Source organism: Betaproteobacteria bacterium (assembly GCA_016720925.1).
Lineage (GTDB): Bacteria > Pseudomonadota > Gammaproteobacteria > Burkholderiales > Usitatibacteraceae > UKL13-2.
Window position 1 is genome coordinate 87,138 of sequence record JADKJR010000014.1, and the last position, 14,933, is coordinate 102,070.

General features: G+C 56.6%; 10 protein-coding genes and 1 pseudogene. 8 read left to right on the top strand and 3 right to left on the bottom strand.

Annotated features, from left to right (window positions below):
• The first annotated feature begins 40 nt into the window (after positions 1-40).
• The 6 genes and pseudogenes from IPP88_17465 to IPP88_17490 all read left to right on the top strand — a co-directional run bounded on the left by IPP88_17465 (position 41) and on the right by IPP88_17490 (position 11,080).
• Positions 41-2,914, top strand: a complete 2,874-nt coding sequence (locus tag IPP88_17465) for a TonB-dependent receptor (GenBank protein ID MBL0124435.1) — start codon at positions 41-43, stop codon at positions 2,912-2,914.
• A 207-nt stretch (positions 2,915-3,121) separates the two neighbouring features.
• A complete protein-coding gene (locus tag IPP88_17470) occupies positions 3,122-4,576 on the top strand; it encodes a hypothetical protein (protein ID MBL0124436.1) in 1,455 nt (484 codons plus the stop codon).
• Positions 4,577-4,592: 16 nt separating this feature from the next.
• On the top strand, positions 4,593-5,882 hold the full coding sequence (locus IPP88_17475; protein ID MBL0124437.1) for a sugar ABC transporter substrate-binding protein: 1,290 nt from the start codon (positions 4,593-4,595) through the stop codon (positions 5,880-5,882).
• Positions 5,879-6,757, top strand: a complete 879-nt coding sequence (locus IPP88_17480; protein MBL0124438.1) for a sugar ABC transporter permease — start codon at positions 5,879-5,881, stop codon at positions 6,755-6,757. The genes IPP88_17475 and IPP88_17480 overlap by 4 nt, the downstream gene beginning before the upstream one ends.
• Positions 6,754-7,575, top strand: a complete 822-nt coding sequence (locus tag IPP88_17485; protein MBL0124439.1) for a carbohydrate ABC transporter permease — start codon at positions 6,754-6,756, stop codon at positions 7,573-7,575. The genes IPP88_17480 and IPP88_17485 overlap by 4 nt, the downstream gene beginning before the upstream one ends.
• Before the next feature lie 422 nt (positions 7,576-7,997).
• A pseudogene (locus IPP88_17490) lies at positions 7,998-11,080 on the top strand (discoidin domain-containing protein).
• Positions 11,081-11,103: 23 nt separating this feature from the next.
• On the opposite strand, the gene ugpC reads toward IPP88_17490, so the two are convergent.
• From ugpC to IPP88_17505, 3 genes are all read right to left on the bottom strand, one after another.
• Entirely contained in the window at positions 11,104-12,201 is a 1,098-nt protein-coding gene (gene ugpC, locus IPP88_17495) for a sn-glycerol-3-phosphate ABC transporter ATP-binding protein UgpC (protein MBL0124440.1), read from the bottom strand.
• 94 nt (positions 12,202-12,295) lie between these two features.
• Positions 12,296-12,493 carry a hypothetical protein gene (locus IPP88_17500; protein MBL0124441.1) on the bottom strand — a complete coding sequence of 66 codons (198 nt, stop codon included), beginning with the start codon at positions 12,491-12,493 and terminating at the stop codon, positions 12,296-12,298.
• On the bottom strand, positions 12,490-13,908 hold the full coding sequence (locus IPP88_17505; GenBank protein ID MBL0124442.1) for a beta-glucosidase: 1,419 nt from the start codon (positions 13,906-13,908) through the stop codon (positions 12,490-12,492). Before IPP88_17505 ends, IPP88_17500 begins: the two co-directional genes overlap by 4 nt.
• 236 nt (positions 13,909-14,144) lie before the next feature.
• Here IPP88_17505 and IPP88_17510 point away from each other — a divergent pair, with 236 nt between their 5' ends.
• Entirely contained in the window at positions 14,145-14,435 is a 291-nt protein-coding gene (locus IPP88_17510) for a type II toxin-antitoxin system Phd/YefM family antitoxin (protein ID MBL0124443.1), read from the top strand.
• Positions 14,436-14,456: 21 nt separating this feature from the next.
• Positions 14,457-14,861, top strand: a complete 405-nt coding sequence (locus tag IPP88_17515; protein MBL0124444.1) for a type II toxin-antitoxin system RelE/ParE family toxin — start codon at positions 14,457-14,459, stop codon at positions 14,859-14,861.
• Positions 14,862-14,933: the final 72 nt, after the last annotated feature.

The following is a 14,933-nucleotide window of genomic DNA, read 5'->3' on the forward strand; positions in this document are numbered from 1 at the left end:
AAATCGTTGCCTAACAACCGTTCTCACCGAGGAGACACACATGAAAAATAGAAAGACACATCCCGCAGGCCGCCTGACGACAATGGCGGGGCTTGTTGCCGTGGCGCTCATGATTTCATCACCCGCGCATGCACAACTAAGCACAGCAACGGTCAAGGGGCAAATCACCATTAGCGGCGCACCGGCCAAGGCATCCCAGGTAACCGCGACCAACAAGGCAAGCGGCTACACGTATAAAGCGACGTCCGGTCCGGACGGTAGCTACGTGTTGACTGGCCTGGCGCCCGGCACCTATGACATTACTGTCGCCGGCAAGAGTCAGACCATTACGCTGAGTGTCGGCGAGACGGCGGCGGTGGACCTCGCACTCACAAGTTCGAGCAGTACCGCAACCATGGATACCATCGTGGTAACAAGTTCCGCACTACGTGCCGACGTCAAAACATCGGAAGTCGGCACCAATGTCTCACGCACCCAGATTGAGAATCTGCCGCAAGTCACGCGGAATTTCCTGTCGTTTGCGGATTTGGCGCCTGGTGTGCGTTTCGACGTTTCCCAGAATACGGGCCAGGTCAAGATACAGAGCGGCGCGCAAAACCAGGACAACGTCAATGTGTTCATCGACGGGGTCAGCCAGAAAAACTACGTGTTGCGTGGTGGCGTTGCCGGCATGGACTCGACCCGCGGCAATCCGTTTCCCCAATCGGCGGTCGCGGAATACAAGATCGTTTCGCAAAACTACAAGGCGGAGTTCGACCAAGTCAGCAGTGTGGCAATCTCCGCGGTGACCAAGTCGGGCACCAACGAATTTCACGGCGATGTGTTCTGGGATCGCACGAGCGACAGCATGACGGCGAAAGATCCCTTCCAGAAAAAGGCCGAAGCACAGGGCATTCCTCGACCAGCATTTCATCAAGATCAGTTTGGATTCACCTTGGGCGGACCAATCTCGGTGGATCGCGCGCATTTCTTCATGGCGTATGAGGGCAAGGACATTGTCCAGCCCCGTCAGGTGGTATTGCAAAACGCGAATCTGCTTCCAGCAGGCGGAATCGTGCCGTCATTGAGGGCGCAAGAGGGCAATCAGGATGCAACTTTCAAGGAGCATCTCTGGCTGGGCAAAATTGACGCGCAGCTCAATCAGGGCCAACGGGTCGAATTATCCGCACGCGTCCGGCGCGAGAACGACTACGTTCCGGAAGACGCACTTTTGAGTATTGCGGAAAACTCCAAGGACCGTCGCAATGACGAGACCCGTGTCGATTTCAAGCACGAATGGAGCATGGACTCTTGGCTCAATGAAGCGCGTATCGGCTACTCGGATACAGTCTTCAATCCGCATGCAAAATCCAACACGCCGCAAATCCGCTACCTCATCTCGCCGTCGAACTCGGCCAATAATACGAAGGATGTGCTGCAAGTCGGGGGATCACCCGACGCGCAAACTCGCGGCCAAAATGGCGTACTTTTTCAGGATGACCTTACGTTCACCGGAATGCTGGGGCACACGATGAAGTTTGGCGCCAAGGTCAACCTTATGACTTTCGACCTGTCTGGCACGGCAAAAAGTGTTCCCATATATAAGGCGCTCATCGACAATGTCACCGGCGCTACCACGATCATTGAAACGCAAAACGCAATCACGCCCGCCTCAGTCAGTATCAAGGACAAGCAATTCGGAATTTATTTTCAGGACGATTGGCAGATCAGCCGCCAACTCGAGCTGAATCTGGGGATACGCTGGGACTATGAGACGAACATGCTCAATGAAGGGTATGCCACGCCTGCAGATCGCGTAACTGCCCTTCGGGCGCTCGACGCGGAACGCTATGGAATCGCCCCTCCGCCGGGACAAACCTATGCCCAGTCACTGGCCAAGGGCGGCATCAATATCAACGACTACATCAGTAACGGATCCAGTCGCAAGGACTTCAAAGGTGCGCTCCAGCCGCGCCTGGGTTTCTCCTATGACGTGTTTGGCGATCGCAACTCCGTGGTGTATGGCGGTTACGGCCGTGCGTACGATCGAACCATGGACAATCACGCGCTGGACGAGAAACAGAAGAACGAACAGCCCAACGGCGAAATCTGGCTGATCAAGAACGATCACAAAATGGCCTACACCGATCAATTCAGCCTCGGACTGCGTCAAGGGCTGGGAATCTGGAACGGTGAAGTCGGCTATAACTATTCGTATAGCCACAACCAGTTCAACTGGTACGGCGGCAATCGCGACGCGAACGGTGGATTCGCCAACCAAAGTCCGATCGATCCGCTGTGGGGTGGACCGGTCGGCTATGGCACACTCATTCTCGGTGACTTCATTTCCCAGGCCAAGACCGAATCGTTGTTCCTCAAAGCCGACAAGCCTTATTCAAAAGTTTCCGGCTGGGGCCTGACGGCGGTATTCACACTCAGCGAAGGCAAGACCACCAACCGGCAGTGGACCAATGACATCTTCAATTGGACCTACGGCAAATCGACTGCGGGCTGGAATCCGTCAGTCGATGTCGAGCGTAGCCGGCTGGTTGTTGCGGGCTTGACGGATCGGTTGATACCCTGGGGCGTAATGCTATCCGGCAAAGCGTCCTTTGGTTCCGGGCTGCCGTACCAGATCACCGATTGCTCGCGCGGCTGGGACAAGTGTGTGTATCAAAAAGGCGAAAGCAGCAACTTCAAGCAATTTGATCTTGGACTGGCGAAGGACTTTGACATCTACAAACACAAACTCACTTTGCGGCTCGATGTCCTGAACCTGTTCGATACCATCAATTATGGCGGTCGCGATGGCTGGGCCGGCGGTCCGGGGAATTCGCAGAACCAGTACGGTGGCGACAATCCGAATGTGGGTACGCCAAACGGCATGTCCGGACCAATGCGCACGTACAAGCTGTCTTTCCGCGCGAGCTTCTGACCAGACCTGGCCTTGGGAATTGGACGACGGAGACTTCGGTTACCCGCATTCGATTCCGCTTCAAATTGGGAAAAGCATCGTGCCATGAAGACCAGTTTCTGGCGGTGCAAGCGATGTAATCAGATTAAAGGGTCTCCCGTGTCGGCCGCTCCGTATCATATGTAGGAGCGGCCGTTTTTTTGACGACCTTCAGTAGAATTCAATCAAATGAACGCATCGAGAAAATTTTTTGCATCCGTACTCCTGCTGGCTGCGGCTTTTGTATCCGGCTGTGCCACCAGTGATCGACTCGACAGGCACGAACAATCCCGGCCTATCGTCCAGCACGACGGTGCAGCTGATGCGCTCATCGCGGATATCCAGCGACGCACTTTCAATTTTTTCTGGGAAACCACCAATCCACAAAATGGACTGGTGCATGATCGATTCCCGACACCCGCATTTGCCAGTGTCGCCGCGGTCGGCTTCGGGCTCACCGCCTATCCCATCGGTGTGGAGCGGGGCTATGTTACTCGCGAGCAGGCGCGCAAACGCGTATTGACAACGCTGCGTTTCTTTCACGAGGCGCCGCAGGGAACGGCGGCGAGTGGCATGACCGGTTACAAGGGATTCTTCTACCATTTTGTCGATATGAAATCGGGTGCGCGCTTTGAAACGGTGGAGCTATCAACCATCGATACGGCGTTGTTTGTGGCGGGGGCATTGTTTTGTCAGAGCTACTTTGACGGTACCCACGCCGACGAAGTGGAAATCCGCGATCTCGCCGACCGGATTTATCGCCGGATCGACTGGCAATGGGCGCAGCCGAATGCGCCCGCGATCACTCACGGCTGGAAACCGGAGACCGGTTTTCTTGTCCCCGACTATCGCGGGTATAACGAGGCGATGATTGTCTATCTGCTCGCGCTCGGTTCGCCTACGTTTCCGGTCAAGGATGATGCGTGGAAAGAGTGGACCAGGCCCTACGACAAAACCTGGAAGAAATATTTCGGCCAGGAACATCTTGGATTCCCGCCTTTATTCGGTCATCAATACACGCACACATGGATCGATTTCCGCAACATCCAGGACGCGTATATGAAAGCGCGCGGCATGGACTATTTTGAAAACACGCGGCGCGCGACCTACGCGCAACAGGCCTACGCGATGGCCAATCCTCTCGGATGGAAAGGCTACGGCGAGAACCTGTGGGGAGTCTCGGCCAGCGATGGCCCGGTCGATGCGGTACTCGACTACCGTGGTCGCCGTATTCCCTTTCACACTTATGCCGGGCGCGGCATGGGGGGAATCGAAACTTATGATGACGGCACCATCGCGCCAACCGCCGCCATTTCATCGCTGCCGTTCGCACCCGAAATCGTCATCCCGGCCATTCAGGAAATGCACACGCATTATGGGACGCATATCTATTCCACCTACGGCTTTCTGGATTCGTTTAATCCGAGCTTTCAATTCAACGTGCCGCTCGGCCAGGGGAAGCGAATTCCCGGTGGCGGCTGGGTCGCCGGAGACTATCTCGGCATTGATCAGGGTCCGATCCTAGCCATGATCGAAAATTATCGAAGCGAGCTGGTCTGGCGCACCATGCGCAAGAATCCCTACATCCGCCGCGGACTTGAGCGCGCCGGTTTCACAGGCGGCTGGCTGTCTTCCGGACCCTGAAAACTCGATCGTGCCGATGCCAAGTGCCTTTCTCGTCCGCAACCTGAAACTCCTCGCGGTTACCGGATTTCTTGCGTGCGTTGGCGGGTGCAATAATTCCGCATCCGATATCACAACCGTGAAATTTTGGGCGATGGGACGCGAAGGTGAAGTGGTATCTGAACTGCTGCCCGAATTCGAGCGGACGCATCCCGGAATCAAGGTAGTCGTGCAGCAACTTCCATGGACCGCCGCGCACGAAAAATTGCTGACGGCTTTCGCGGGAAATGCCATGCCGGATATTTTCCAACTCGGCAACACCTGGATACCGGAATTCGTCGCGCTCAATGCACTGGAATCGCTTGAAGCATTTGCCCACTCATCCACCACTATCGACAGCAAGGATTACTTCGAGGGAATCTGGGATACCAACGTCGTCGGTGGCCAACTCTATGGGGTTCCCTGGTACGTCGATACACGACTGTTGTTTTACAATCGCGACCTGCTTAAACAAGCCGGTTTTGCCGCACCGCCAAAAACGTGGGACGAATGGTCGCGCATGAACGCGGGGCTCAAGGCGCTTGTAGGGTCTGACCGGTTTTCGGTGCTGCTTCCCTTGAATGAATTTGAACCTTTGCTGGCGCTGGCCTTGCAGCACGACGAGCCTCTGTTGCGGGACGGTGGACGCTGGGGCAATTTTCGCAGCGCCAGTTTTCGCCGCACGCTTGCCTATTACCGCGATACGTTCAAGAACAAATGGGCGCCGCCGATGACCAACAGCGAAATCTCGAATGTGTGGGCAGAATTCGGCCGTGGCTACTTTTCGTTTTACATTTCCGGGCCCTGGAATATCGGCGAATTCAAGCGCCGCCTCCCGGCCGATCAGCAATCGATCTGGATGACCGCTTCCTTGCCCGGACCGGATGGCCCGGGCGCGTCGATTGCCGGGGGAGCGAGCCTGGTGGTATTTCGGTCGTCAAAGCACAAGGCGCAAGCAATGCAATTGATCGAGTATCTTTCCACGCCGGCGGTGCAAGAGCGATTCCATGCGCTAACCGGCAATCTTCCGCCGCGTCGCGCGACGTGGCGATACGAAAGCCTTGATCGTGATATCTACGCAAAGGCTTTCCGGGAACAACTGGAGCGCGCCCGCGCGACCCCCAAGGTGCCGGAGTGGGAACGAATCGCCACGGAAATGCGGCTGGTTACCGAGCGGGTGATCCACGGGGATATCGACATTGATCAAGCTGTGTACGAACTGGATGCACGCACCGATCGAATTCTCGAAAAGCGCCGCTGGATGCTTGATCGCGGGACGATCAAATGAAGACGGGTGCCGCTCCCTGGTTTTTTGTCGGCCCGGCGCTGGTGCTTATCGGCGTTTTCTTCTTTGGGCCAGTGTTGGCGGCGCTGGTGATGAGTCTCACCGATTTCGACCTCTACGCGCTCGCTGACCTCGGCAATATGCGATTCGTGGGCTTCGCCAATTATTGGCAACTATTACAAACACCGCTTTTCTGGCAAGCCCTTGGCAATACGGTTTACTTTGTGGTGCTGGGCGTTCCCTTGTCGATTGCCGCCTCACTTTGCGCGGCACTTCTTGTCAATTCCAAGCTGGCCCGCTTCAAGTCGTTCCATCGCACGGCGATGTTCGCGCCAGTGGTCACGACGCTGGTTGCCGTGGCCCTGATCTGGCGCTACCTGCTGCACACCCGCTATGGAATGATCAACTACGCGCTGGTCAGCCTGGGTTTTTCTCCTGTCGACTGGCTGGGCGATCCGCATTGGTCCATGCCGGCCATCGTCATTTTTTCGGTGTGGAAGAACTTTGGTTACAACATGATCATCTTCATTGCCGCGCTGCAAAGTGTGCCCGAGGATTTGTACGAGGCGGCACGCATCGACGGCGCATCGGTCTGGCAGCAATTCCGCTATATAACACTTTCAATGCTCGGGCCGACGGTGTTGATGGTCAGCATACTTACCATGGCGGGCTATTTTCAACTGTTTGCGGAGCCCTACGTGATGACACAGGGCGGCCCGGTGCAGAGTACCGTCAGTGTGCTTTATTTCATGTATGAAGAAGGCTTCAAGTGGTGGAATCTCGGCACCGCATCCGCCGTCGCCTTTATCCTGTTCGTGTTGATGTTTGCCATTACGCTCGTACAACTGCAAGTCGCGCGCCGATGGGGGCAGGCATGACGAAAAGATCGTGGGCGTGGCTGATCAATGCCCTGTTAATTGCCGTTTCGCTGCTTACGCTGATTCCGCTGTTGTGGATGTTATCGGTCTCGTTCATGACGCCCGGTGAATCGAGCGCATTTCCCCCGCCGTTGTTGCCGGGTCGTCCGACGTGGCACAACTACATTGCGCTGTTTTCCCAGGCAGGAATCGGCCGCTATCTGGCGAATAGCGCATTGGTTGCCAGCGTTGCGACGATGCTATCGCTATGTTTTAACGTGTCAGCCGGCTATGCGTTCGCCAAATTGCGGTTTGCGGGTCGGGACCGGATATTTCGTTTTCTGCTCGGGGCGCTGGTGATTCCCTCGCAGGTAGCGATGATGCCGCTATTTCTGCTACTGAAGAATCTGGGGTTGGTGAATACCTACGGCGGCGTCATCGTCCCGGCGATGGCGGGAATCTTCGGAATATTCTTGGTTCGTCAATACGCGCTGAGTATTCCGGACGAACTCCTCGAGGCCGCGCGTATGGATGGCGCCAGCGAATTTCGCATCTTCGGCGTGATTGTGCTGCCCGCGCTCAAACCCATCATCGTTACGCTGGCCATCTTTACGTTCCTGGGTACGTGGAACGATTTCATGTGGCCCTTGATCGTCTTAACCGACAAGGAGTTTTACACCCTGCCCATCGCCCTCGCGTCCCTCTCGCGCGAACATGTGCAGGACAACGAGATGATGATGGCAGGATCGGTGCTGACGATTTTGCCGGTGCTGTTGTTGTTCGTGGCATTGCAGCGTCAATATATTCAGGGGCTGTTGCTTGGCAGCGTTAAAGGCTAGTGAATGCGCGATGCCGAGGAGGACGCATGAACATCGTGGCGGCCATTCAGCGATTCAATGATTGCCTAGACCAATATGAAACCCAAGCACTGGCGCGGCTTTCCGGACACAAATGGCTGGCGAGGCTCGTCAGTGCTAGACTTTTCAAGCGAAATATCCACTTGATTCGGCCAACAATCAAAGAACTAAAAGCCCTTCTGCCTCGGGAGAAGGGTTGGGATGAGGGGTCGACGGTGGCGGGAGAACAATTCTCTTACGCGCGGCCCGCTTCCCCGCAAGCGGTAACGCTGAGGATCCTGGCCAGAATCGCGTCAGTTGTCGTATCGCTTGGATTGTCCGTTGCCGCGTTCGCCGCGGATTTCTTGCCAAACAACCACGCGAAACTTTTGGATGGTTTTGACGACATCGCCGCCTGGCAGGCCATGGCTTCCGACAACGTGAGTGCCACATCGCATTCTGTCGACGGTGTCACCGGACGCGGCATGCGGCTCGATTTTGATTTCAATGGCGCATCGGGCTATGCGTTTATCCGGCGCCAATTGCCGCTGGTCCTGCCCGATAACTACGAAATTTCGTTCTACGTGCGCGCGGATGCGCCGATAAATAATTTCGAATTCAAACTGGTCGATGCCAGCGGCGACAATGTGTGGTGGTTCAATCGCCCCAACTTTGAATTCCCACGCGAGTGGCAGCGGATCCGCATCAAGAAGCGGCATATCGCCTTCGCATGGGGACCAATTCGCGACAAGACGCTGAAGACGTCGGAGCGCATCGAGTTTGTTATCAGCGCCGGTCGCGGCGGTGGTCGGGGATCGATATATTTTGACGAACTCACGATACGTGAACTTCCGCCTGATCCCGTCGTGTTCCCGACGCCCGTCCTGACCGCGACATCGTCCGAGGCCGGCTACCCGCCCGGTCAGGCATTCGACGGTTCCCGATCGACAGTTTGGCGAAGCACGCGTCAGCCTCTTCGCAAACGCAAGCGCTGACCATCGATTTGGGCATGACGCGAGAATTCGGTGGGCTGATTCTTCGATGGGTCGCGGGGCAGTTTGCGTCACGCTACGACATCGAATTCTCGGACGATGGGACTCAGTGGCGGACCGCGCGACAAGTGGTGGACGGCAATGGCGGCAGTGATCCGTTGATGCTGCCGGAATCGGAGGCCCGCTTTGTGCGCATCAGATTGCTGGAGGGCCCGGGACAATTCTATGCATTGACGGAAGTGGAGTTGAAAGACCTGGCATTCGCAAAGTCGCCCAACGCGTTTATTGAGGCCCTCGCGGGCGTGGCTGCTCGCGGCCAGTACCCGCGTGGTTTTTCCGGCGAGCAGGCGTATTGGACGGTAGTCGGAATAGATGGCGGCCATGTGAGCGGCCTCATGGGGGAGGATGGCGGCATCGAGCTGGCCCCCGGTAGCGCCTCCATTGAGCCGTTCGTGATTGAAAGCGACGGCAAGCAAAGACGCATCATTACGTGGGCCGATATCGACGTGCGGCAGTCGCTGGTCGACGATTACCTGCCGGTTCCGGTTGTAACGTGGAAGCATGCCAATTGGGAATTGCGGATCACGGCGTTTGCCGCCGGCGCCCGCGGGCAATCGCAACTTGCCGCGAAATACGAATTGCGCAATCTCACGCCGCAAAATCTCGCACTCGAACTCGTGCTCGCGGCGCGGCCATTTCAGGTCAATCCGCCTGCACAGTTCCTGAATACGCCAGGCGGAGTCAGTCCTATTCAAAACCTCGCGTGGAATGCGGCGCGTCAGCAATTGTCAATTGATCGGCGGCATGACGTTGTCTTTCTTTCGAAACCTTCGCGGATCCGGCTCTCGACGTTCGATAGCGGCTCGGACATTGCGTCCCTATTGGCGGCAAATACAGCCGCTACATCGGCAATTCACGATCCTGTCGGCTTGGCTGCTGGCGTTGTGAGTTATCGGTTAACGCTTCCACCACACGGCAAACAAACAATCGGCTGGACTACCGCGCTTGACGGAAACGCGAAATTGGAAAGGCCGCCCGGCAAGACTTCGTATCGCTGGCTGAATGCCATGCAGGCCCGCTCGGAGAATGACTGGCGTACGAAGCTGAATCAGTTTTCGATCAAAGTGCCGCCGTCCGCACAGCACATTGTAGATACGCTGCGATCATCGCTGGCGCACATGCTGATTCTCCGCGACGGCGCGATACTTCGCCCCGGTACGCGCTCCTATGCGCGCTCGTGGATTCGCGACGGCGCAATGATGGCCGAGGGCCTTCTGCGGTTGGGACAGAGTGGCGTCGCAAGCGATTATTTGCGCTGGTTTGCGCCCTACCAGTTCGCGAGCGGCAAGGTGCCGTGTTGCGTTGATACGCGAGGCGCTGACCCGGTGACCGAAAACGATAGTCACGGCCAGCTGATATTTCTGATTGCCGAAACATTTCGTTATACGCGCGATCGCAAACTGCTTGAAGCCATGTGGCCACGCGTGGAGGCGGCTATTCGCCATATCGAAATGCTGCGTCAATCCGAACGCCGACCGCAAAACCAGACGCCTGAGCGCAAGGCTTTGTATGGCCTGTTGCCGGAGTCGATCAGCCACGAGGGTTACTCGGAAAAGCCCATGCATTCCTATTGGGACGACTTCTGGGGATTGGTCGGCTACAAGTCGGCCGTTGATATGGCGGCCGTCCTGGGACGCAAAGAAGAGGCCAAGCAATGGACTATTCAAGCTGACGAGTTCAGAGCCGATTTGATTGCGTCGATACGCGAAACCGCGCGCACACATCGGGTGAACTACATTTCCGGTGCAGCGGAGCTCGGCGACTTCGACGCGACGTCGACCACCATTGCGCTTGCGCCGGGAGGCGAACAAGGCCGCCTCCCGCCTGAGTTATTGCTGGGGACGTTTGAACGCTACTGGAAGGAATTTTCGGATCGCCGTCACGGGCGGCGGAACTGGGACGATTACACGCCGTACGAGCTGCGCACTGTCGGTTCATTCATACGCCTCGGATGGCGCGAGCGTGCGCATGAGTTGCTGGCGTACTTCTTCGCGGACAGGCGACCGCTTGCCTGGAATCAATGGGCCGAAGTCGTCGGACGCGAGATGCGCAAGCCGCGATTCGTCGGCGATATTCCGCATGGCTGGATCTCTTCCGACTATATTCGCTCGGCATTGGACCTGTTTGCCTACGAACGTCAGTCCGATCGCGCGATGGTGCTCGGCGCCGGCATTTCCGCGGACTGGCTCGCGCAGGGCGACGTCGCGGTCAGCGGCATTCGGACGCCGTATGGTCCATTGGCATACAAAGTTGTCCGGCAAGGAAAACGAATTGTCTTTGATCTGGATGGCGGCTCAGGCAAGCCGCCTGGCGGCTGGATCATTGCGCTGCCGCCGATGCATACCGCAAACGATTCACCGCGCGTATTCCTGAACGGCAAACAGATTGAATCGAAGGTTGGAGAAATTACCGTTCGGAGTGCTCCCGCGCGCGTCGTCGTTGACTATGCGCGGTAACGCCGCCCGGCGTATGTGACAAGCTACGTCGTCCGAGCACGCGGAAATGATTTGCCGCGCTGATCGAACAGGTGACAATGCTGTTCAGGAAACGACAGCGTTGCCTGGTCCCCATTTCGGAGTCGGAATTCCGGACCAGCGCGCACCGTCAACCCGTCGGCCGCACCGGACGCCTCCAGATAGACGATGGTGGAATCTCCCATCGGCTCGAGCAGCGTCGTTCTCGCATGAACAATATTGGTTTCGCCCGCCGGCAATGCGGCGTGCTCTGGACGAATGCCAAGCGTGACTTTGTCCCCTGCCCCGGCGCTTCGCGTATCGATGTTGACGCGAATGGTTTCGCCGCCGGCCAATCGAATCTCACTCGATTCTCCCGCGGTAGAAACCACGGCTTCAAGGAAGTTCATCCTGGGCGAACCGATAAATCCGGCGACGAAGATGTTCGCGGGGTGATGATAGAGCTCCAGCGGCGAGCCGACCTGTTCAATTACCCCTTGCGAAAGTACGACAATGCGGTCAGCGAGCGTGATCGCCTCGATCTGGTCGTGCGTCACGTAGACCATCGTCGTTTTGAGTTCGTCGTGCAATCTTGAAAACTCAATCCGCATCTTTGACCTAAGCGCGGCATCCAGATTGGAAAGGGGTTCGTCGAACAGGAAGACCCGCGGCTTCCTGGTGATCGCGCGACCAATTGCAACGCGCTGGCGTTGTCCCCCGGAAAGCGCTTTGGGCTTCCGGTCCAGCAAATGGTCAATGTGCAGCGTCTTCGCCGCTTGCATCACGGCGGCGTCGATTTCTTCCTTGGATTTGTTCGCAAGCTTCAGCCCGAACGCCATGTTTTCGTATAGCGTCATGTTCGGGTAGAGCGCATACGATTGAAACACCATCGCAATGCCGCGCTTGGACGAAGGCACGTCGTTCATCCGCGCACCGTCGATAAGAATGTCACCCGCGTTGACGTCCTCGAGTCCCGCAATCATTCGCAGCAACGTCGATTTGCCGCAACCCGATGGGCCGACAAAAACCACAAACTCGCCGTCCTCGATTTTGAGATCCACATTGCCGATGACATTCACGTCCCCGAACGACTTGCGGATGCCGCGAAGTTCAACGGTCGCCATGGTCAGGCCGGGCAGGATTCCAGCGCAATGGCAACTTGGCCAACAAGTGGATCCGCTTGCGACAAGCGATGTTCCTCCTTGGGTGTCGTCGCCGTCACGCGTTGCTCAATGTAGCCGGTCCGGACTTGCGGAGCCGGCTGCCGGCGCCCATTAGCACAATGAAAGTCGCGCTGAATGTAATCCAAATCACCTCGCCACCCTGCGACATTGCGACGACTTGTACTGCCAACGAGACGATAGCGAACGCAACTGCGAGCATTGCCAACACCCTCACCAACGTTGGTCTCGTCATTTCGATGTTCCTAGGAGCGACGAACCCAACGGCGCGGGCCTCTCCAGAATCTTGCCGTTGCTGGAAATTACCTGGGCATAGAAGCGCGCGCTGTCTTTCGGCGTGCGCGCCTGCGTTTGAAAATTGACGTGCACGATGCCAAAGCGTTTTGAAAACCCCAGCGACCATTCAAGGTTATCAAGGAACGACCAGACGTAATAACCGCGCAGGTCAACGCCTTGCTCGCGCGCCGCATGAATTGCGCGAATGTGCTTGTGCAAATAATCGATGCGAAGCGGGTCCACCACGCGACCGTCTTGCGCCTCGGGTGGATCGAAAAATGCAGCGCCATTTTCGGTCACGTACATCGGGATATTGCCGTATTGCTCCTTGACCCAGACGAGCGTGTCCGTCAGCCCTTGCGCATAAACTTCCCAGCCGGTTTCAGTATAAGTTGCCTGCGGTTGCCGGACCGCGGCGACGCGAACCGGCCACTGGTTCGGATCGTCGCGCGACACGTTTCGCGTGTAGTAATTGATCCCGAGGAAATCGATAGGCTGCCGGATCAATGCCATGTCCGAGTCGGGCCATTCCGGCCAGGCATCACCGAAAATCTCTTTCATTTCCGCCGGATAGGTTCCAAGAAAAACAGGGTCAAGATACTGGCGGTTCATGTACGCTTCTGCGCGACCGCGTGCCGCCAGGTCGCTCGCACTGGATGACGCGGCGTATTTCGGTTCGAGATTTACCACCAGCCCGATGCGATTTTTTCCCTCGGCGCGATATGCCTTGACCGCGGCACCGTGTGCACGCAGCAGATTGTGGGAGGCAATTGGCGCTTCGTACAGGTTTCGGTGCCCAGGTGCGAGCGCGCCATGCAGATACCCTCCGTCGGTAACCACCCACGGTTCATTCAGCGTGGCCCACATTTTCACGCGCCCATCAAGCTTGCGGAACATCACTGCTGCATAGTCCGCGAACCAGCTCGCGCTATCCCGATTGAGCCATCCGCCAAGGTCATCCAGCGCCGCGGGAAGGTCCCAATGGAAGAGCGTTGCATTGGGCTCGATGCCGTTTTCAAGCAAAGTGTCGACAAGCCGCTCGTAAAAATCCAGCCCGGCATGGTTAATCGGGCCCTTGCCCTGCGGCAGAATGCGACTCCATGAAATGCTGAAGCGATAGGACTTCAGGCCAAGTGACTTCATCAATGCAATATCTTCGGCATATCGACGGTAATGGTCACATGCAATATCGCCGGTTTCGCGAACTTTGAAAAAACCCGATCCATCCGAGGCACGCACCAATTCGGGCGTGTTCAGAAATCGTTGCCAGATGCTCGGCCCGGCGCCGTCCGCCAGTGGCGATCCTTCAATTTGATACGCAGAGGTCGCACTTCCCCACAGGAAGTCGGCCGGAAACTCGATTGGTGAACTCATCTCTTGGATTTGTCGGCAATTGAATCAAGAATGAAAACGTTTACATTATAGGGAAAGCCTGCGCGAATAGTGCAATTTGAGTCGTACCTATCCACCGCTTGACTGATCAAAGACCACCGTCGCCCTGGTCGCAACCGGGAATATCGACCGGTCGCGCAACGGCGTTTGCCGCCGCGTTATTCCAGCGCTTATACTGTACACTTCTATGCACATAATAAGCAACATAGGAGACCACAATGGCAATTTCCACAAGTGACGTGATCCCGCTATCACATGCTCGCGCCAATTTTTCGGAACTGGCGGAGGAGGTCAAGGCGGGGGCCGAGAAGATCGTTACCAAGAACGGTGAAAGCTATATTGCGCTGATCGACTCAAGCCGATTGGACTACTACCACCAGTTGGAGCGAGAGCGCATTCACTTGCTGTTGATCGACGAGGCTTCCAGGGGGCTGGAAGACGTTGCTGCTGGCCGGGTAAAAGACGCTCGCGGCGCGATTCAGTCAATCAAGCGTCGACGTAGCGCCTGAGCCCCTGGAGGTAGCGGAACTGTGGCAAAAAGGCTTATCGTAAAACTCGCCGCCAACTTTGAGCGCAATCTTGCCGACATCGAGCAATTTCTGTCCGATACCGAGTTGCCTAAAGCCTATGATGCTTTACTGGATGAACTGCTAGACACCGTGATTCCAAATCTCGAACGGTTTCCCGGCATGGGTCAACCTTTCCTAAGCAGAATGGTCGGCTCGGTGGAGACCACGAACGCGCTGGCGGCATTGCGCACAAAGCTGTCAGCGCTGACACCTGACCGTGACGGTTTGCATGAATACATCATGGATCACTATTTGGTGCTGTACGCACAGATCGGCGGGAACATTTATCTGCTGTCAATCAAGCATCATAGGCAGCTTACTTTCGATTTTGAGGCGCATTGGGGTACTGGGTCGTCGATGACATAGCTCGAAAATAGAGCACGCTTGCGCGAGATCCGGCCGCACGTTCTAACCGCTGCAAAAGCCGCTGAAAAATTG

Bases quoted from the DNA above. Each gene is read 5' to 3' on its own strand.
- IPP88_17485 (MBL0124439.1), top strand. From the start codon at position 6,754: ATGACGAAAAGATCGTGGGCGTGGCTGATCAATGCCCTGTTAATTGCC.
- IPP88_17465 (MBL0124435.1), top strand. From the start codon at position 41: ATGAAAAATAGAAAGACACATCCCGCAGGCCGCCTGACGACAATGGCG.
- ugpC (MBL0124440.1), bottom strand. From the start codon at position 12,201: ATGGCGACCGTTGAACTTCGCGGCATCCGCAAGTCGTTCGGGGACGTG.
- IPP88_17510 (MBL0124443.1), top strand. From the start codon at position 14,145: ATGGCAATTTCCACAAGTGACGTGATCCCGCTATCACATGCTCGCGCC.
- IPP88_17475 (MBL0124437.1), top strand. From the start codon at position 4,593: ATGCCAAGTGCCTTTCTCGTCCGCAACCTGAAACTCCTCGCGGTTACC.
- IPP88_17500 (MBL0124441.1), bottom strand. From the start codon at position 12,493: ATGACGAGACCAACGTTGGTGAGGGTGTTGGCAATGCTCGCAGTTGCG.
- IPP88_17480 (MBL0124438.1), top strand. From the start codon at position 5,879: ATGAAGACGGGTGCCGCTCCCTGGTTTTTTGTCGGCCCGGCGCTGGTG.
- IPP88_17470 (MBL0124436.1), top strand. From the start codon at position 3,122: ATGAACGCATCGAGAAAATTTTTTGCATCCGTACTCCTGCTGGCTGCG.
- IPP88_17505 (MBL0124442.1), bottom strand. From the start codon at position 13,908: ATGAGTTCACCAATCGAGTTTCCGGCCGACTTCCTGTGGGGAAGTGCG.